Below are 19,610 nucleotides of genomic sequence, written 5' to 3'. Positions count from 1 at the left end.
AAGCTTAAGTAAGGCTTGGCGTGGCGCTCTTTGCCACAGAATAGCATTACTTAAGACCTCGAGGGGGTAGGCGCTGGAGCTAGACAATTAGAAAAACGCAGGCGAATGCTTTAGCAATAAAAATATCCTTCCTTATCCTCAAAAATAAGAACCTATCCCTTTTACCGGAATAGATTCCCTGTTAATCATTTATAGTGATGTCGTATTTAAACCGATCACTACGGTATATAATTTTTGTATATTCTAATAGTATATCTGTTTCTTTATCGACACTATCTGTTTCCACAACCATAAGTGGTACCATGCTTTTACATGCTAGCAATTTCTGTTCTTCCAACGTTGGAAACGTGACACTCAATAATGTTTGCTTACTCGTAAATTCATTGATTCCGTGCTTACGATAATAGGCAAACATCGAATTTATATTAGGTCCGTCTTTTTGGATTGTTGGAAAAGTTACTTCCTTTACATAGGAATAATGAATCGCAATCGGTTCCTTATTAATATAACGAATTCGACCAATTCGATATACGATATCCGACTCACTTGCTTGAAGGTGCGAATAGATTTTTGAGTTATATGGGACTAGAGTGAAGTCAATGTTTTTCGTGCAGTAATCGTAACCCATACTCTCCATTTTTTCCGTGAAGCTTGTACTCCCTGTGAGTGGTAATTGAACTTGGATAGATTCTTCCTTCAGATAGCGACCTTTCCCTTGTACGGAATAAATATGGCCTCTATCCTCCAATTTTAACAGCGCATTACGTACCGTGATTCTTGGAACGCGATATTTGTCCGCTAGTTTGTTTTCAGAAGGAAGTTTTTCTCCTGGTTGCAGTTCCTTTTGTATCATTCGATTCATGATATCATCAATTATTTGCATTTCTTTGTTCTCCATAGTAGCCTCCATTAACTTTGTCCCTGTATGTATATATTCTATCAAACTTTTTATTTAGGACAGGTATTCTAAATGAACGTTAAGAATCCTTTACAAATATAGATGTTTACAAAGTTACCAGCTAGAATGAAAGTAAGACTATGATAGGAGTGGATGATTTGTGAAGAGATTAAGTATTGCGATTGATATGGATGAAGTTCTAGCAGATACGTCTAAAAAAATCTTCCAAACAGCAAACGAGCTTGGATATGCTCTAAGTGAAGACAAACTACGCGGAAATAGTATTTGGGACTCTTTAAATCACCAGGAGATTCAGCAAATTGGACAAGAAATTAACAAACCCGGATTTTTCCGTGATTTAGAAGTGATCGAATCTGCCGTTCCCGTTGTTCAAGAGCTTAATGAACATTATGATATCTATATTGCAACAGCTGCAATGGAGGTCCCTCACTCCTTTATGGACAAGTTTGAATGGTTACAAGAGCACTTTCCATTTTTAAATCATCATTATTTTATCTTTTGTGGGAACAAAAAAGTTGTGCAAGCAGACTTTCTAATTGATGATACCCTGACTCAGCTAGATGCATTTACGAGTACAGGCGGCACTGGTATCTTGTATAAAGCCTATCATAATGAAGGTAGTAGAACAAAACATATTAAAGTGAATAATTGGATGGAAATACATAAGTATTTTAAAGAATTGCGCGCTTCAGAATCAAAAGATGTAGAATTGCAGCCAGTATTACATTCATAAATAATCTCCATGAGGATGACACTCTTAAAGAAAGAATAGACCTAGTTAGACTAGATCTATTCTTTAAACGAGCCTTCGATAATGGATTCAGCTATAGGGCGACGTGGAGAAGGTTGTTCTCTTTCTTGTAAGGCTGGAGCCAACTTTTCTCTAACGTCCTGATATCCGATAGCTACGAGAGCTTGTATCTCAAATTGTTCCGGTATATGTAATACATCTCGTGCTTTCTCTTTATTGATTCCACTCATCGGGTGTGTAATTAAGCCCTTCATTTTTGCTTGAAGAGCTAATGCGAGCCATGCGGCACCAGTATCAAATGCATGGTTTGCACCAGCTTCTTTATCTGAGATGATTAATGCTAACACTGGAGCCTTTTCACACCAGATTCGATTTCCTTCTAATATAAATGAATTAAATTTTTCTAATTCTTCCTTCTTACGCGCTACGATGAAACGCCATGGCTGCGAGTTCATTGCCGATGGTGACCAGCGAGCCGCTTCAAATAAACTCCATAATGTTTTCTCATCTACTTGTTTATCAGAAAATGAGCGCGGAGACCAACGTTCAAGGAATAAGCTGTCTATCTCATATTCTGCCTGTCGATATTTTTCTATGTTCATTTCTATCTCTCCTTCCTTTTAAATTATAGAGGATACAAAACGCCTCCTCAAAGTAAATGCACTTGCCCCTCACAGTGAGTCACCTCTTCCATAAATTCTACATAAACTATAGGCAAATACCTAAAAAGGGCTGACTACTATGAATGGAATTTTGTTCATCGGAGGCATGATGCTTTTATTCTTACTGCTTATACCAGTTATTATCCTTGTCCTACCACTAATCGGTGTGAAAGGATTTATTTTAGTCTGTATTGTTCTAATAATTTGCTTCCTAGTTGAATGGATTGGTAAATATTATAAAATTTCAAAATAAAAGAAGGAATTTGTCATTTTCTAACGAATAATATTAAATGAATGATAAAAAAGGAGGGGGTCAATAGAACTAAAATAGTTATTCCTATTATTTAATGAACCAAAAAATATACTATTTTACGAAGGGAGCTTTGAGGTAGTTGCTTGAAACACGACTATGGATAAAGCAATTCAGAGTGGATCGTCAATTAACCCAACAAGAAATTGCAGAACGTTTAGGCTATTCTCATTCTTACATTAGTAAATTGGAGAGTGGTAGTATCCCACTCAATAACAAATTCTTAGCAAAATTCCGTTATGTTTTTGATGTTAAAGAATTTAACGCACCACATCATAATAAAGTTCCAGAACAACTTTTTCAAAATTTGTATCTATCCTTATCCCAACGAAATAAACAAAAGTCTGAATATCTTCTGAGCGAACTACAAAGACTACTCCCCATTTCGCAGGCAGCACAAGTTTCTTTTTTGTTCCGATTATATCGTTTCTATCATGCGACCCTAGAACTAAACATTACAGAAGCAAAAAAGCTTTTGCCTCAAATCAGCAAGAATGCTCTTCAATTAACCTCTACAGGATTATTTCTATTTTATAAATCCCTTGCTCATCACTATATACAAACAGATCAATTATTATCTGCACATAAGGCAATGGAGCAAGCAACCAAACATAAACAAGGAGAAGATATGGAATACCACCTTTTCTTCGCCATGCTATACTCGAAATTAAACTTCGTTTCGGAATCCAATAAACATATCGAAAAAGCAAATCAATTATTGCAAAGCGATTTCCAGATAGCTAAAATGCTACAAATACGAATTATCACCGCGATTAATCTACTGAAAACCCACGAATATGAACAAGCGAAAGAGGAATTCAACCAAATTCTTGATAGCCCCTATCATAAAGATTATATGATAAAAACAGAGCTGATATACTACTACTTAGCTCAGATTCATTATGCACAGAACGATTATGAGGAAGCGATACGACTTTTACGTTCTGCAAAAGTAAGTGAAAAAGAAACCCATTTTACTGTTAAGTATTTGTATTTAACAGCAAAAATATTTTGGAAATTAAATCGTGAACAAAACGCATTAGATTATATTCGTACAATCAAGAAGCTCGCAAGTAACCAAAAATATCAATACAAAACATTACTTTTGGAACTAGAAATTCATAATCAATTATATACCTCGAATACGATACAATTATTGCTAAATAAAATCATCCCATACTTTAAGGACAATGCTGATTTGCATGAGAAATATAAATGTTATGGACTCTTGCAGGATATTTGTTATCGTATGAGAATGTACAAGCAGTCCGCTGACTATTTGAAGCAAATGGTGCTCATTAAAGAAAAAACAAGCAATTACATTTTGAAGAAGTAAAAAGGCTTGGAACTTATTTCTAAGCATCCAAACCTTAAAGATAACCTTTCAGGATTAAGCATTCGCTAATTTCTTTGATTGACTCTCATGTAATTTTTTCATTGCCATTCTAGCAATCGGTTGTGCGATTAGGACCTCTACCCAAAAAGCAATAAAAAAGTTACGTGGCCAAACATAGAAAAATGTTTCGAATGGTGCCATGCTAATTTTTCCCATACCGATTCATGGGCCAATAATAGTAAGTAGCATCGATAAAATTGTGACACTAAATAAAATTGTGAACAACACTCTTGTATTAAATCCATCAGTTGGTTCTACAAATTTAGGTACTAACTTATTGACGATTGGATTAGCTACGAAAACGACTAACAAAACAACACAGACCCAGATTATCGGGAGTACTTGTAGTGTTTCTAAATATACATCCTTCCGGAATCCTAGCTCAAATCCCATAATGATTGGTGCGATAATGTTTACCGATAGGATAGAAATAATAGCTAAAAACAACACAAATTCTCTTCCGTTTTGAGGTAATCTTGTCTCTTTATGCATGTCTTACATCTCCCAATTCAAGTATTTCAGATGGTAGACGTATCTCATGCGACATATATTTTTAGTATTAACCAATATCTCTACACACTGACTGACCTAGTCTATCACGTAGTTTCAATTTTTAGCAAGGTTAATTTTTTGATATGTTCTGATATACTTCATCTGTTTTCCGAAATCTCCCATGAATGTTTCTGTTCATTTCACAGAAAATAGGCATACAGGAGGTGGGCAAGGATGGCGAAAGATGTAAAGTGTGAAGTGAATAACTGTAAGTATTGGGCTGAAGGAAACAGATGTATTGCTGAAAACATCTATGTCGTCAGTCATACTGGAAAGAGCGCTTCGAATGTGAAAGAAACAGACTGTCAAACATTCGAGCCGTCCGTGTAACACGCCTTCTTTAAACGGCCTCAGCTATCTAGATTGGATAGCTGAGGTTAATTTTGATTGTACTGACAATGTGTTCAGTTTGGCACTTTCCCTTATTGTGGTCGACTCATTTTTTCAGGTAAGCGAACAATGGATTCGTTTAATGTGTCGAGCTTATTTTCGATGCGATGCATTAAATAGAACGTCACCGCAACTGGAAAACCGATATCGGTAATTAAAGATACCCACGTTTCCTGCATTTTGTCACCTCCACTGTAGTGTATTTTGGGAATCCGATATTGAAGAATGCTTATCTAATGTTGTTGATGAGTTATCTGATGTTAAACTTTACAATCGAATGTTGGGTAGTAGTTATCTGATGTTAAATGTGTTAATCCAATATTGAGTCATATTAATCTAATGTTTGTTTACAATAGACAGAAAAAGGAGAGCGAGTGCTCCCCTTTCCCATTAATTCTGCGCTTATAGTTCAATTACTGTTACATTACGTTCTACCACTCGAGCATCTTTCTTTGCAACAAGCTCCCCACCAGAGGAGTCAAATGCATTTTGCGCGATTATTTCATCCATTGCTGCGTTAATCTCTGCTGGATCCACAGGCTCGACCGGATTATCTAAAGAGATTGTCACATTTTTCCCTTCTTCGTTTTCAAATCGTAATTCAAGAGTTTTCACCATGCCACCTCCTCTCTATTTCTATTTCGTTAATGATGTTTGCTGGATTAACCTTCGACAATTTGTTCTGTTGCATTTCGTCGAACAGCATTTAGTGGCAATTGTTGCAATGGAACAAGAGCTTTCGTAACAGCCATAAGTTGATCAGCAGTTGCATCCAATTTGATGTTGTTAAATGATTTTGTTTTATAGATCGGGTTACCACTTACAGGGTCTGTTCCATTTTCGAAGATAAGCTGCAAACGAGAGTTAATTAATTCTGTAGAAGCCATATCTATCACCTCCTTCACTTCTATAATCCAAAGAAGAAAGAGATAAGTGTTGCTTACACAGCATTTATTTAAACAAATAAAAAGACTCTCGAAATTTTGCTTCAAGAGCCTTTCTTCGTATCTTTATATATTAAATGTAGAGTATTTTTCATATCCGTCATTATTTCGTCCAGTGTAGCTTCTTTTTGTTCTTTCTCGTAGGCACTTTGCATCATAGTTAGAAATGCCCTTCTTTTCCCCTTATTCACATGGTACTCCTCCTCGTGCATATTTCAACAGAATTAACCATATCATAACATAAACTCGATGAAAATATATGGAGATTTTAAAGTATTTATTACATTCCCATTACATTATGAATCAATATGCGGAATTGGGATTGTAAAAACTAGGTATATTCATTATAATAGACAACGTTAGACTATTTTTTCAGAGGGGAATTCAAATGGCACGCAAAGAAATGCGTAAAGTACACAAAAAACAAAAAAGTAAAAAAAGGGTTAGACGAATTCTCTTATTCATCGGTTTAATCGCACTCGCTACGATTGTCTATGGTGTTTATTTATTCACACAAACGTACAATGCAGCTAATGAAACGTACGAAGAATTGGAGCGAGGAGAAAAATCGGAAAAAAGGGATGAAGCAGTTTCAATCAGCACCGATCCTGTATCTTTTCTCCTATTAGGTGTCGAGGACTATACAACAGGTGGAAAAGGTGGACGCTCGGATACACTTATGGTAGCAACATTTAACCCAGATGAAGAGAATCTTAAGTTAGTTAGTATTCCACGAGATAGTTATGTAACGATTCCTGGTCGTGAGGGCAAAGACAAAATTAACCATGCCTTTTCATTCGGTGGTAAAGAATTATCTATTAAGACAGTCGAAGAGTTTTTAGACATTCCTATAGATTATTATGCTACAGTCAACTTTGATGGGTTTAAAGCCATTGTTGATACAATTGGTGGTATAACTGTTGATGTTCCTTTTGACTTTGAACAAAACAGTGATGACCGAGTAGCGGAAAAGCTAAAGTTTTATGAAGGAGAAATGCATTTAGACGGTAGACATGCTTTAGCATATGCCAGAATGCGTCTTTGGGACCCTAGAAATGATATAGGACGTACAGAACGGCAAAGACAGGTAGTAGAAGCTATCATCAAAGAAGTTATGTCTCTAACAACGATAACTAAAGTAGATGACTTAGCTAAAGATCTAGGAGATAATATAGAAACGAATATGAAAATCACAGAAGGTATCGGCTTTCTTAAAAATTATTCCGATTTTCGCACTTCTAATATTGATCAATTAGTACTAGAGGGTGCCGGTCAAGATATTGGGAATATCTCTTATTATATAATTGATGAGGAATCTCTAGCAGAAGTACAACACGAATTAAAAGTTCACTTAGAATTGGAACAGCCTTCTACAGATTATCCTAAATCAGACAACACAGAAGAAGAGTCTACATATTAATATGTGACTCTTCTTTTCTTTACCCATTTTATAAAGTTTTAAACATTTTCTTTTTTACCCATCATTTTTCGAATTCCATTTAAAACAGGTTGTTGGCCATTGAAAATTCCAGTTAATTCTGCGATTACTTGAATTGCTAAGACAAATAATACAATTACAATTAGTGAGGCCAGTAGTGTAGCACTGCTAAATATAATGGCCATAATACCAAATGCTCCCGTAAAGGCGTAAATGATTAAGACAGAAGCTTGATGTGAATACCCGCGCTCCATCAATCGGTAATGAATATGTTTGCGGTCTGCCTGTCCAATACTTTGTCGATTAATTACTCTTCGTATAATCGCAAATATAGTATCAAAGATTGGTACAGCAATTATGATGATTGGAATAATGAAGCTAAACAGTGCAACATTCTTAAATAGACCTAGCATCGATATAACAGCAATTGCATAGCCTAAAAACAATGCACCAGTGTCCCCCATAAAAATCTTGGCGGGGTAAAAGTTGTGATAAAGGAAGCCAAGACAGCTCGCCACCATTACCATGCATAGATACACCACAATAATACGATAATCCGTAATAGCAATAATTAAAATACTCGTTAATCCAATTGCAGATACTCCTGCTGCCAAGCCATCCAAACCATCAATAAGGTTGATAGCATTCGTAACTCCAATTATCCATAGGAATGTTAGTGCGTAACCGAAGAATCCTAATTCGATAGTTCCAACAAAAGGCATTGTTAATTTATCTATAATTAGACCAGATGAAATAATAACAGAAGCCGCTGCTACCTGGCCGATCAATTTCTGATATGGTTTCAAATTAAATAAATCATCAAGTAGGCCTGTGATGATGATAATTATTCCACCGATAATGATGTCATTCATATGGGGGTGTTCAGGTTGTAAATATATAAGCCCAGCAATTACCCCTAATACAATTGCCAAGCCTCCGATTCTTGCCTTTGGCTCCGCATGTTTTTTACGGTCTTCATCAGGGTGGTCTACTGCATTTATTTTAATGGCTAATTTCCGTATCAATGGTGTTGTTACAAAAGCCACAATACTCGATATAAGGAACGCTACTAGTAGCTCTGTAATGTTAAACATGTATTCCACCTACTTGTTCATATTTAAGCTCATTAAATCATTTTATCATATTTATATGATTTGTCACCTAGTTATATTATATGACGGTTATTAGAGAGAAAAGTTACAGAATATTAGAGAAAGCATTGAAAAATAAATAATGGTTAGTATCGAGTAAAGATTCTTTTATGTTATTATAATCAGCTTATCCATGAAATTTACTATAGCAAACCGATATAGAATTTTTATACTAAAGATGTGTTGACTCTAAATAGTTAGCCTCTTAGAACTCGATGAAGAATAAATATCAAAACAACTATTTATTTGCTTCGTAAATATGATAGAATATTAGTTATGTTCATGATTATATAGGACTTGGGATAGAGTATAAAATCACTAAGTTTCTGAGTTGGGCAAGTTTAGAGAGGTATCTATTAATTGGTGTAATTAAAAGAAAGCTATTGATAGCCTTAAGTTGTAATGTAGTAATGATAAGTTTTTCAAACGTAAAAAATGAATAACAAGGATCCTTCACAAAATCTTCGCATGCACTAAGGGATGTATAAATTTAGGTACTTTTGAATGCAAACGCGCAGTATGACTATTATCTTTTTAGTTGTGAGATAGTTTACATCTAATTAACTTCAAGAATATCAATAAGGAGTTATAAATAGTTCAAAACATATTGCCATTTACATAATTTACTTGCAGATGGAGTACATTATATGTTCAAGAAGATTATGATGTCTTTGTAGTATTTTTCTTTATTTAGGGTATGTCAGTTACTGTCTCTATACTGGTCATAATTAGTTTCAGAAATAGACGAAATCATTATAAAATAAATTTATGTAAAGGATATAGAAAAAATTATAATACTATTAGAATTGGAGAAGTTATAATGAATGACCTAAGATTAGCGGAAAGAAGATTCAGGCCAGAACTTGAAGGTATACGTGCAGTTGCCTCTCTTCTTGTCGTCGTATACCATATTTGGTTAAATTCAGTATCAGGTGGAGTTGACGTATTCTTTATTGTTTCTGGTTACTTAATTACTACGTCATTATTAAATAGAATTCAAAGGGATGGAAAGATTAATTTCTTCGAGTATTTGTTGGGAATACTAAGAAGATTACTTCCTCATGCGTACACAGTAATTATATTTATTGTGATTATGTCCATGATAATATTACCGAAAACACAATGGTTGCAAACAGTTAAACATGCTTTTTCTTCTATTTTTTATTTTCAAAATTGGCAATTAGCAAATCAATCAATTGATTATTTAGCACAAAATAGTGGAGCAAGCCCATTCCAACATTTTTGGGCAATGTCATTACAATTTCAATTTTATATCCTATGGCCAACAGTTTTGTTTATTGTTATTATAATTTCTAAAAAGCTTTTAAATTTACCCATTAGAAAAACATTTCTTGTGACATTATTACTTTTATTTGTAAGTTCGTTTGTATATTCAATATATATTACAGCCGTAAATCAACCTTGGGCTTATTTTAATACATTCGCAAGAATTTGGGAATTTAGTTTGGGAGCTATTCTAGCTTTATTATTACCTTATATTTCTTTAAGTAGAAATATAAGAATTATTATCGGGTGGATTGGGCTAGGAATCATTGTATTAACAGGCTTAGTATTGCCTGTGTCAACAATGTTTCCTGGATACGTCGCATTGCTACCTACCTTCGGTGTAATCATGGTAATACTATCAGCAGAAAAATATGAATCGTTTGGAGTAGCCAATTTCTTATCATCTAAAACACTTATGTTTATTGGTAGTATATCTTATGGAATATATTTATGGCATTGGCCACTCCTTATTTTCTATTTGAATTATTTTCAAGTTGATAGGGTTCCTTTTACACATGGATTATTGATTATATTGATAACATTTATTCTTGCATGGGTTTCTTCAAAAATATTAGAGAATCCGATAAGAAAGCTTAGTGTAAAAAATAATAAAGTGAAATTACTTATTACATTATCTATATTTTTAATTATCACTTTAATTCCTTCATATATTTGGTTAGATGATACAAAAAAATTACAGGATAACACTGCCATTGATGTAGAAATGAAGGTAGAAGATTATCCTGGAGCACTAACAATTTTTGAAGGAATTGAACAATCTAGCGATGTCGAATTCATACCAGAACCAATTAATGCTTTAAACGATACTGCTCACTTTTATTATGAGCAAGAATGTTTTACTAGTATTCGGGATACCGAACCTAAAACATGTTCCTATGGAAATTTAGATAACCCTGAATATACGATAGCTTTAGTGGGTGGTTCCCATTCAGGACACTGGTTTACTGCTTTGGAGAAAATTGCAGAGAATTTAAATATTAGATTAGATACTTATATAAGAGACGGTTGTAGATTTTCAAATAGTGATTTTAATGGTTTTTTAAATGAAAAATGTATGGAATGGAATGTTGAAGTCAAAGAATTATTGCTGGAAGCTAAACCGGATATGATATTTACTACAGCAACAGTTTTTGGAAATGCAGATATACCAAGAGAATATAAGGAAATTTGGGAAGAGTTTAATGGAATTTCTGAAATATTAGCTGTCAGAGATAATCCTAGAATGCCTGAAGATGTGCCGTCATGTGTAGAGGTAAAAGGAATTCAAGATTGTTCATTCCCAGTCGAAGACGTATTAGACAGTGTTGATGATTTTGAAGATACTGCAGAAATCCCTACTAATGTAACTTTAGCAGATTTATCCGAATATTTCTGTGGGGATGAAACATGTGAACCAGTAATTGGAAACATATTGGTCTATCGAGACGAGCATCACTTAACAGCATCATACGTAAAAACTCTTTCAAAGCCACTTCAGGAATATGTCGAAAAAGTAATCGTAAAGTTAGAAAACAGATGAGAATTTTGATCTAGAATTACTTAATAAGTATAGTTTGTATTAAAGTCTAGATAAAATATTGAGGTAGTCTAGTCTTATATAAGAAATGACTCATTAAATTTTGTACCTATAGATCAAACACCAAAAGAAGCGTGTTTAATCTATAGGTATTTTTTATCCTTCTATTATTAAGTAATCAAATCAGAGAGTAAAATTACACGCTCAACTAAAGAAACAATTACAATAAAGAATCCTAATATACAACTCTAATGTTAATTGTTTGGTGGTTCATAAAGTTAAATTGATTATCAATTCTGTAAACCCTTTATGTAGTTAGTGGCAAAAAAATATTGATTATACGGTACACGATGATAATTTTCCGTATCAGTGAGTTTAGAAGAAGATGATCCCTATCTATATAGGAATCATCTTCTAATTGCATAACAACGATTATCAGTGATTTGAAAGTAATTTTCAAACAATGAATTTAAATTGTATTATCTTTTGTAAGCTTCCTCCGCCAACATCAGACCTATAGATTGATTCTTTCTCCATATGGAGTCAAAGTAACTTACAGGAACTGGCCTCTCACCAACTGGTGGAGATATTTCCGGCGTGAAAGCAGGGAGTTTCTTACCTTGAATGAACCAATCTGTATAACCGCCTCCACTTGGATTTGAACCTGGATTAACTAGGCGATATCCAGTCTTGTTACCTATCATTTTAGCAAGTCTATAACTTAATGCTCTTTGTGATGACCCACTTCTAAGCTTATAATTCCAATAGAGTACTTCACCAGAAGAATGATAAGAAACAGCTGTTTTAAAATTACGTTGGTTAGTAAAATTATAAACTGCTCTAGTCTCCGGTTCACTTAACGGCGCTCTACCTTTATGATTCATATAAGACGGTGATGTTCTATTTAGTTGAATATGCGCCCAGTCAGCTGGATATTGTCGATTTAAATCGACTCCTCTAATATTAGCCTTCCAACGATTAAAATTCGTACTTCCACCATTTATTCTAATCACTTCTGCTGGTCTTTTCGCGCTAAAGGCTCCTTTTTGAACTAAGGTCACTCCATCAGGATTTACCATAGGAACAAACCAAATACTTGCGTTGTTTAATATCTGTCTCGCATTATAACCAGCTACTGTCGTATTTTTCACATATGCTTGGCTATAAGTATCTATCATTTCCATTAATAGGTTGGTTGTAAGCCATTCTCGTGCATGGTGGGATCCATTCATAAATATTTCAGTTTTCCCTCTTCCTAATTTAACTGCATAAATATTTCTTCCATCAACAGATTTACCAATTATCTTACTTGAAATTAAACCTGGATACTGATTTTTAAGTTGCGTAATATCTTGCTGCATCATTTCATAGGTATAAGTTGTTTTTGGATTGACTATATTTTTTGCTTTCATGATATTAGCATTTACATCATTTTTTGAAACATAACCATACCTACCAGCCACATTTACCTCTAACCAGTTTCCATAATCTCTTGTAACAGGTAGCTTTTTACCTGATTGTAAACTTGCAAACGGTGTAAGTTTTGCACCAGTATTATCATAGATGGTAGTATTTCTCTTCGCAGTTAACGTACCTAAGGAAAAAGTATTTTTTGTTCTATTCTTATATACAATTGTATTTAAAGGTAATGTTCCATTTTTATGAATATACCCATAGTAATTGCCGAACCGGATTTGATGCCAATTACCATAATCACGAACTCTCTCATATGCTTGCCCTGCATTTATTTCACCGATTTTCACCAATGATCCACTTCGATTATCGTAAATTGGAGCATTCTTTTGAGCTTGAAAATATTTTGTACTCTTATTGAATAGTCCTGTAACTAAGTCTTTATGAATGTAACCAATTCGATCCGAGTAAACAATTCGATACCAATTCCCATAATTACTTGTAATAAAATAGGTTTGGTTTTTATGGATTGTTCCAAATTGTACTAGTTTACCAGAAGAATTGTCATATACAGGTAGATCAACCGATGCTCTAAATCTTTCTTTAGATTGCTTGAATGACTTATTTAAATTAGGAATGCTCGGATTAACTGCTACTGAAGTTCCAGTTTTATGGACGTATCCATAATGATTATTAAACTGAATTCTGTGCCAATTTCCATAGTCACTAACTCTTTTGTATGTTTGGCCTTTTGTAATGTTACCGATTTCTACTAACTGACCAGTTCTATTATCATAAATTGGTAGATTTTCTTCTGCTCGGAAGAATTGGTCACTATTAATAAAATCAATATTTGTATCAGCTTTACTAATATAACCTACTCTATCACCAAATAAGATTCTCCACCAATTACCGTAATCTCTTAATATTGAAATTTTAGTATTTTTATTAATCGAACCAAATTCCACTAACTCTCCTGATGTATTGTCATATACATTTGTGTCTTTCACTATTTGTATTGTTCTATTTAGGTTGGTATACGAAACATTTTTATTTCTAATTGCTGATCCAGTAGAAGGTGTAGTTCCGCTTTTGTGAACATATCCATAGTAGTTCCCAAACTTAATCTCATGCCAATTTCCATAGTCTCTATTAATAGCATATGATTCACCTTTCGTTAATTCTCCTACCTTCACCAATTTACCTGTCCGATTATCATAAATAGGGAGTTCGCTTTCTAATGACATGAAATACTTGTCAGTTTTTAAGAACTGACTTTGTACTTCACTTTTTTGAACATACCCTACACGCCCTGCAAATATAATTCTCCACCAATTACCATAATCTCTTGTGACTTTCAGGCTAGAACCTTTTTCTAAATAACCGTATTCTTTCAAGCTAGTGCCACTATTATCATAGACACTGATTTTGTTGGGTATAGTAATCGTACGATTTATAGTTTTATAACCTTTGTTCTCATTGCTTATTGCGGAAGCCTGGCTTGGAACTGTTTTACTTTTTAAAACATATGCTTTTATACTTCCATAAGTAATTTCGTGCCAATTTCCATAGTCTCGATGTATAGGATATGTTTCCCCTTTTACCAATTCAGCGACTTTCACCAGTTTACCTGTGCGATTATCGTAAATAGGAACGTTTTCTTCAATAACTTCAAAATAGGAAGAATTGGAATTTTGCCATGGATTGCTTAATGGCTCTGTTGATGATTTAATTACGTCATTGTTAGTATTTTGTTTTTCAATTTCTTTTCTTTGATTGTCTATCTTAATATTTCCAGTTTCCTTAGCATTTTCTTTTTCTGAAGGGTTTTGCTGTTGTTCTTTATTACTCTCCATTTGATAAAATGCAATATTACCAATTAAAATAATTGGCATGTCACTATCTTCTGTTATTTCAAAAGGGATACTCGCGTTAATATGTAGACTAGCTTGATCTTCTCTGGAAGACCAGATTGATTCTTGCTCCAAAGTATTTGGAGTAAAATTCATATCTTCCTCATTAATAAAATCCCATTCTTGCTTTGTTTGCTCAGAATCTATTACATTGACTTTTTCTAAAGGTATAAATTCTTTAGAATCTTGAAACTGGATCGCTACTTCCGTATCTTCGATAGTAGCATATAATACTGTACCTTTAGCTATCTTGATGTCATGTATTAATATATCCTCTAATAACTCTATTAGTATGTAATCCTCTATATTTACTTCCGTAGATTCTTGAGTTATTGCATACATACTAGAATTAGGAATACTCGAAAACAACAAGAAAACTATCAATAAATAAGATAATGCTTTTTTCACTACTATTCCCCCTCTCTCAATCTAGTTTCATTTTACTATAAAAGACTTATCAATTAAATAGCAAAGACACGGTTGTAACCATTTTGGTTCCCAACCGTGTCTTATAATCACTATTAATTTACTTTTGTTAGGTAGTTACTTGCTACCCAAAGTTGTTGTCCATTATAGTTAATTTGGTACCAAGTTAAACCATTTGCTTGCTGAGATACTACTCCACCGTTTGAATTTAGAGCAACTGACACTAGAGTGTCTTTAGGAATGGATAAAACTCTATTACCCCCTGGTGTTGATCTTGCATTCAAACCACTTGAACTAGTACTAACTCTATATAGGTTAGTGGATGGCTGACTTGTAGACGGTTGATCACTATATTGTGGCACATCATATTGTAAGAAGAATCCAGTAAGCTGATTATACATTCTTGCAATACTTCTAGCCTGGATATCTGCCCAAGCAATATGAGTAGCATACTGCTTACCATATCTACCTGTTCTAGCAGCAGATTCAGGATCCCAGCGCATCTTATAAAGTGTATTTTGCCCTCTTTCAATATAGCCGTTTTTAATAAAATAAGCTCCACCCACTATAGCAGCTGACGGTGTGAACCAACCATTATCGTAAGCATACTGTGCACCTGCATTAGTAGGACAATCATCAAAAGCTTGAATTCCATACATGTTATATACTTTTCTTGGTGATATATCAATAATTACATTCTTACCATTTTTGTCTTTGACAGGTTTACATGTACCTGGAACCATCTGAGTCCATCTACTTACACCACTAGCTAAAGTAGATTTACCATTACCAGTTTCATGCAATGTATGAGCAACAAGATAGACCTCATTGATTCCATATCGATTTGCCGCTTCAATGAATGCAGCACCTTGTCCTTGTAAAGACCCAGCCTGTGTATTAGTGCGGAGAAACTTTGAATTCAATTCTGTAGCCTTAGTATAAGTAAATTGGTCTAGCAATAAGAATTGATAAAAACTAGCGCTACCGTGTACGAAATTTGCAGGGTTCAAGTAGCTAGAAACTTGTTCTTTACTAGCTTTCTTATTTCCTGCTCCATCACTTTTTGGATTGGCTGTCATTTGAATATTTAAAGCTTGATTAAATGATAGGTTATAGGTTGTTCTAGTTATGATTGTATCTTGCGTATCATTTTTATGGATGTATCCAACTCTATCATTAAATAGTATTCTCCACCAGCTACCATAACTACTAACAATCGGATAGACAACATCAGATGAAATTTCACCAAATGGCACTAATTTTCCGGAAGTGTTATCATATACAGTTGTATTTCTAGCTGTTTTCACTAGTTTTGAGCTGTTTGAAAAATTCCCTTTACTATTTTTGTAGCTGACGTTCGTAACCGGATCAGTACCTGACTTATATACATAGCCGTAATGATTTGAGAAATTTATCCGCCACCAACTACCATAACTACTAACGATAGCATATTCTTGCCCTTCAACTAATTCTCCTACTTGAATTAATTCTCCAGTTCTGTTATCGAAGATTGGTAGATCGCTATTCGCAACAAAATATTTATCACTTGATAAAAAGCTAGCTTTCACACTACTTTTAGCAACATAACCAATACGATCGGCATAGATAATTCGCCACCAATTACTGCCATAGTCACTGGCAATATGGTATTTAACACCCTTTTGAATTGTTCCAAATTGGACTAGTTTCCCACTTGAATTATCATATACCGGAACATTACTAAGAGGTGTTAATGTACGACTTGAATTTTTATAAGTGGTGTTGATATTTTTAAGATTGTTATCGGCATATTCAGTCTGGTTTTTATGAATATAACCATAGTAGTTACTAAACTTAATTCGCCACCAATTTCCATAGTCTTTGTCGATAGGGTAGACTTGACCTTTTGTAAGACTTCCCACTTGTACAAGTTTACCAGTTCGATTGTCATAAACTGGCGCATCACTAGTTGTAACTTTAAAGAATTTATCCCCTTTTTGGAAGTCTGTCTTAACGCCTGACTTACTTATATAGCCTACTCGATCAGCAAAAATAACTCTCCACCAGTTACCGTAATCGGAAACAAGTGCAATACTAGTTCCTTGTGAAAGTTTACCAAACCCTACTAATGAACCAGAACTGTTATCATAGACTGTAACATCAGTAACTGCTGTTACAGTGCGTTGTTGATTAGTATATGAATTATTTTCATTTTTTATTGCACTTTGCTGGGAGGGAATAGTACTATTTTTCCATACATAACCGTAATAAGTACCAATCTGAATCCTGTGCCAGTTTCCATAATCACTAACAATTGGATAAGTTTGTCCTCTTGTTAGCTCTCCTATTTTTACCAAACTACCACTTCTATTATCAAAAACAGCTAAGTTGTCTTCTACTACTTCAAAATATTTGGCATTAGAGTTAGCCCAAGGATCGGCGGCTTGAACTTGAATTTTAGAGCTTGAAGCTTGAGCTTTAAATGAAGCAATAGCTACTTCTTCTTTTTGCTTTTCATTGCCCTCTTCTACATCAGCAGGGGATTCTCCAGTATCTGTTTCTTCGGAATCGACAGTTTCAGTTGTTTCTTCTTCACTATTCTGTATATCGTCTTGGTCAGTTACAACTTCTGAATCTTCTTCGATATCATTTTCTTCACTTTTTTCTGATTCATTTAAATCTTCTTCTTGAATACCATCATTTATGGTACCTTCTTCAGTTGATTCTTTATTGTCAGATTCACTATTTTCATAGACAAACAATCTATATCCGATATATAATCCTATTTCATCTCCTAACTTGTGAGTAGGTAAGGATACTTCGGCATCATTGATAATTATAGCCTGTTCGTCATCTTCGTTAATAAATACATCATTAGCAAAATAAAGATTTTCACCTAAAAATTCTACTTCATCCATGCTGATATTTTTAGGTAAATCTACTTCTTCATTATGAATGAACTCAAACTGACTTTCAGAAATATTGATAGTTAAACTATCATACAAAGGAATATGATACTCTTTATTTTCATCTTGGATTGCGTAGAGTACCGTTCCTTCATTTAATAATATTTCTTGGTAATCTACAGTCTCCGTAATCTTAATAGGAATAAGACTATCAATATTACTATCTTCCTTTTCATCCTGAGATGCTATCAAGCTAATAGGTTCCATAACTATGGAAAAAACTAATAGCATCGATAAAACAAAAGGGAATATACGTTTACTAATAATAAATACCTCCTTATGTGCATTAAAATTATGATTTTACTCATTAATTATATGCTTCCATGACAAATGAATCAATAGTTAAAAAGACCCATTAATAAGAATATTAAACTATTAATGGAATAATATTCTTACGGCTTACAAGTATTTATTTTATTAAAAATCTTTGCAAATTACTATTTAGAAATAGGAAAGTTAATGTCTTTGATTGCCGAAAAAGTAATCCTAATAATAATGGAAATACGGTTCCCACGATGGTAAACAGAACAAATCCATAATCTACACTAAATGCTTCCTTTACAAGTAAGTTTACAGGAATATGCAAGTACATGATAGTTATTGTGTTTTTTCCTAACCATGATAATACTTTAGAAAGCCTATATTTAGTTAGTTGATAACTTATCGCACAAATTGGCAAGAAGAAGGAAATAGGAATTATAAAATCTAATAGTATATTGTGGTACTCTTTATACTTTAAATCTAATTTATAACTTATTACACTATCAAAATCTAAATACACGAAGATAAAGACAATTATAATAAAAATAAATAATAATTTTAAGTTATTAACATTATTAAGAATCCATTGCTTCAAATAATAACCCAGAGAATAGTAAGTTAAAGTTAATAAAACTACATCAGCATTCCACGGAATAGCAACCTCTTTTAAGGAGGTAGCGCTAATAAAATGAGCTAATACATAGGAAACACTTATAACAATTATTTGGGTCCTAACAGAGTAAGCAGAAAGGAAACCAAACATAATTTGAGTGAGCAATAAGCAGGTTATAAACCAAAACACTCCATACTCACCTGTAAGTTTTATACCACCATACATTAGGTTAGTAATCTTAGTAGATAGATTGTAGTAATCTGGATACCCAAAAATTATTAAAATTAATATACCAAAACTAAAATAAGGGATGAGCATTCTAGTTGTTTTGTTCGCAGCCCATTTTATAAAAATAGACCGATCTATTGGTTTAAACAATAACCCACTCAAAAAGAAAAATAGAGGCATTCTAAACCAAGCCAAAAAGTGATTTCCTATAAATTCACCAGAGTGCCCTAAAACAACAAGTATAATACTAATTCCTTTTGCAATATCAATCCATTGAATTCTTTTGTCATGAGACAATATTAACCACCACGCCATAAAGTTTTGAATTGAGTCAACTATCCTTTTTTCATATTTTAAAAATAAATATGTATTGTAGTAATGGATCTACGTCAATATTTTGGACACATGAAAGTTAATTTTTCAGATAGTGCTTTGAAGCTGATTTGAATATATATGTGAAGGCTTGACTTGGAG

17 protein-coding genes are annotated in these 19,610 nt (G+C 33.7%); 5 read left to right on the top strand and 12 right to left on the bottom strand.

Annotated features, from left to right (window positions below):
• Window positions 1-181: 181 nt before the first annotated feature.
• The gene (locus GGQ92_RS14100) at window positions 182-898 is read right to left on the bottom strand and encodes a GntR family transcriptional regulator (RefSeq protein ID WP_184250324.1); all 717 of its coding nucleotides are present in this window, start codon (window positions 896-898) and stop codon (window positions 182-184) included.
• Window positions 899-1,058: 160 nt separating this feature from the next.
• On the opposite strand from GGQ92_RS14100, the gene GGQ92_RS14095 reads away from it, so the two are divergent.
• Window positions 1,059-1,652, top strand: coding sequence for a 5' nucleotidase, NT5C type (locus tag GGQ92_RS14095; RefSeq protein WP_184250321.1), 594 nt, complete (start codon window positions 1,059-1,061; stop codon window positions 1,650-1,652).
• Between the two features lie 56 nt (window positions 1,653-1,708).
• Here the strand turns inward: GGQ92_RS14095 and GGQ92_RS14090 are convergent, their stop codons facing one another.
• The gene (locus GGQ92_RS14090; protein ID WP_184250319.1) at window positions 1,709-2,272 is read right to left on the bottom strand and encodes a nitroreductase family protein; all 564 of its coding nucleotides are present in this window, start codon (window positions 2,270-2,272) and stop codon (window positions 1,709-1,711) included.
• A gap of 452 nt (window positions 2,273-2,724) precedes the next feature.
• On the opposite strand from GGQ92_RS14090, the gene GGQ92_RS14085 reads away from it, so the two are divergent.
• On the top strand, window positions 2,725-3,978 hold the full coding sequence (locus GGQ92_RS14085) for a helix-turn-helix domain-containing protein (protein WP_184250316.1): 1,254 nt from the start codon (window positions 2,725-2,727) through the stop codon (window positions 3,976-3,978).
• A gap of 54 nt (window positions 3,979-4,032) precedes the next feature.
• Here GGQ92_RS14085 and GGQ92_RS16625 read toward each other — a convergent pair whose 3' ends face one another.
• The gene (locus GGQ92_RS16625; RefSeq protein ID WP_343068841.1) at window positions 4,033-4,179 is read right to left on the bottom strand and encodes a hypothetical protein; all 147 of its coding nucleotides are present in this window, start codon (window positions 4,177-4,179) and stop codon (window positions 4,033-4,035) included.
• Window positions 4,180-4,200: 21 nt separating this feature from the next.
• Window positions 4,201-4,530, bottom strand: coding sequence for a hypothetical protein (locus GGQ92_RS14080; protein WP_343068840.1), 330 nt, complete (start codon window positions 4,528-4,530; stop codon window positions 4,201-4,203).
• Between the two features lie 234 nt (window positions 4,531-4,764).
• Between GGQ92_RS14080 and GGQ92_RS14075 the strand changes: the two genes are divergently transcribed.
• A complete protein-coding gene (locus GGQ92_RS14075) occupies window positions 4,765-4,920 on the top strand; it encodes a DUF1540 domain-containing protein (protein WP_184250313.1) in 156 nt (51 codons plus the stop codon).
• A gap of 92 nt (window positions 4,921-5,012) precedes the next feature.
• On the opposite strand, the gene GGQ92_RS14070 is transcribed toward GGQ92_RS14075, so the two are convergent.
• The 4 genes from GGQ92_RS14070 to GGQ92_RS14055 all read right to left on the bottom strand — a co-directional run bounded on the left by GGQ92_RS14070 (window position 5,013) and on the right by GGQ92_RS14055 (window position 6,115).
• Window positions 5,013-5,159, bottom strand: coding sequence for a YvrJ family protein (locus GGQ92_RS14070; RefSeq protein ID WP_184250310.1), 147 nt, complete (start codon window positions 5,157-5,159; stop codon window positions 5,013-5,015).
• 223 nt (window positions 5,160-5,382) lie between these two features.
• Complete coding sequence (locus GGQ92_RS14065) at window positions 5,383-5,595, bottom strand: DUF2922 family protein (protein WP_184250306.1); 213 nt, start codon at window positions 5,593-5,595, stop codon at window positions 5,383-5,385.
• A 47-nt stretch (window positions 5,596-5,642) separates the two neighbouring features.
• The gene (locus tag GGQ92_RS14060; protein ID WP_184250303.1) at window positions 5,643-5,867 is read right to left on the bottom strand and encodes a DUF1659 domain-containing protein; all 225 of its coding nucleotides are present in this window, start codon (window positions 5,865-5,867) and stop codon (window positions 5,643-5,645) included.
• 101 nt (window positions 5,868-5,968) lie between these two features.
• A complete protein-coding gene (locus GGQ92_RS14055; protein ID WP_184250300.1) occupies window positions 5,969-6,115 on the bottom strand; it encodes a hypothetical protein in 147 nt (48 codons plus the stop codon).
• A 197-nt stretch (window positions 6,116-6,312) separates the two neighbouring features.
• Here GGQ92_RS14055 and GGQ92_RS14050 point away from each other — a divergent pair, with 197 nt between their 5' ends.
• Window positions 6,313-7,344, top strand: a complete 1,032-nt coding sequence (locus GGQ92_RS14050; RefSeq protein WP_184250297.1) for an LCP family protein — start codon at window positions 6,313-6,315, stop codon at window positions 7,342-7,344.
• A 38-nt stretch (window positions 7,345-7,382) separates the two neighbouring features.
• On the opposite strand, the gene GGQ92_RS14045 is transcribed toward GGQ92_RS14050, so the two are convergent.
• On the bottom strand, window positions 7,383-8,456 hold the full coding sequence (locus GGQ92_RS14045) for a glycosyltransferase family 4 protein (RefSeq protein ID WP_184250293.1): 1,074 nt from the start codon (window positions 8,454-8,456) through the stop codon (window positions 7,383-7,385).
• Window positions 8,457-9,333: 877 nt separating this feature from the next.
• Between GGQ92_RS14045 and GGQ92_RS14040 the strand changes: the two genes are divergently transcribed.
• Entirely contained in the window at window positions 9,334-11,340 is a 2,007-nt protein-coding gene (locus GGQ92_RS14040; RefSeq protein ID WP_184250290.1) for an acyltransferase family protein, read from the top strand.
• Window positions 11,341-11,816: 476 nt separating this feature from the next.
• On the opposite strand, the gene GGQ92_RS16620 is transcribed toward GGQ92_RS14040, so the two are convergent.
• The 3 genes from GGQ92_RS16620 to GGQ92_RS14025 all read right to left on the bottom strand — a co-directional run bounded on the left by GGQ92_RS16620 (window position 11,817) and on the right by GGQ92_RS14025 (window position 19,433).
• Window positions 11,817-15,071 (bottom strand): M14 family zinc carboxypeptidase, encoded by a 3,255-nt coding sequence (locus tag GGQ92_RS16620; protein WP_184250287.1) that lies wholly within the window; start codon window positions 15,069-15,071, stop codon window positions 11,817-11,819.
• Window positions 15,072-15,184: 113 nt separating this feature from the next.
• A complete protein-coding gene (locus GGQ92_RS14030) occupies window positions 15,185-18,226 on the bottom strand; it encodes a glucosaminidase domain-containing protein (protein WP_184250285.1) in 3,042 nt (1,013 codons plus the stop codon).
• A gap of 217 nt (window positions 18,227-18,443) precedes the next feature.
• Complete coding sequence (locus tag GGQ92_RS14025; RefSeq protein ID WP_184250282.1) at window positions 18,444-19,433, bottom strand: acyltransferase family protein; 990 nt, start codon at window positions 19,431-19,433, stop codon at window positions 18,444-18,446.
• Between the last annotated feature and the right edge of the window lie 177 nt (window positions 19,434-19,610).

The sequence above is a fragment of the Gracilibacillus halotolerans genome (assembly GCF_014206945.1).
Taxonomy (GTDB): domain Bacteria; phylum Bacillota; class Bacilli; order Bacillales; family Amphibacillaceae; genus Gracilibacillus; species Gracilibacillus halotolerans.
The sequence above is the reverse complement of the archived record's forward strand: the minus strand, read 5'-3'. Positions and strand labels throughout refer to the sequence as shown.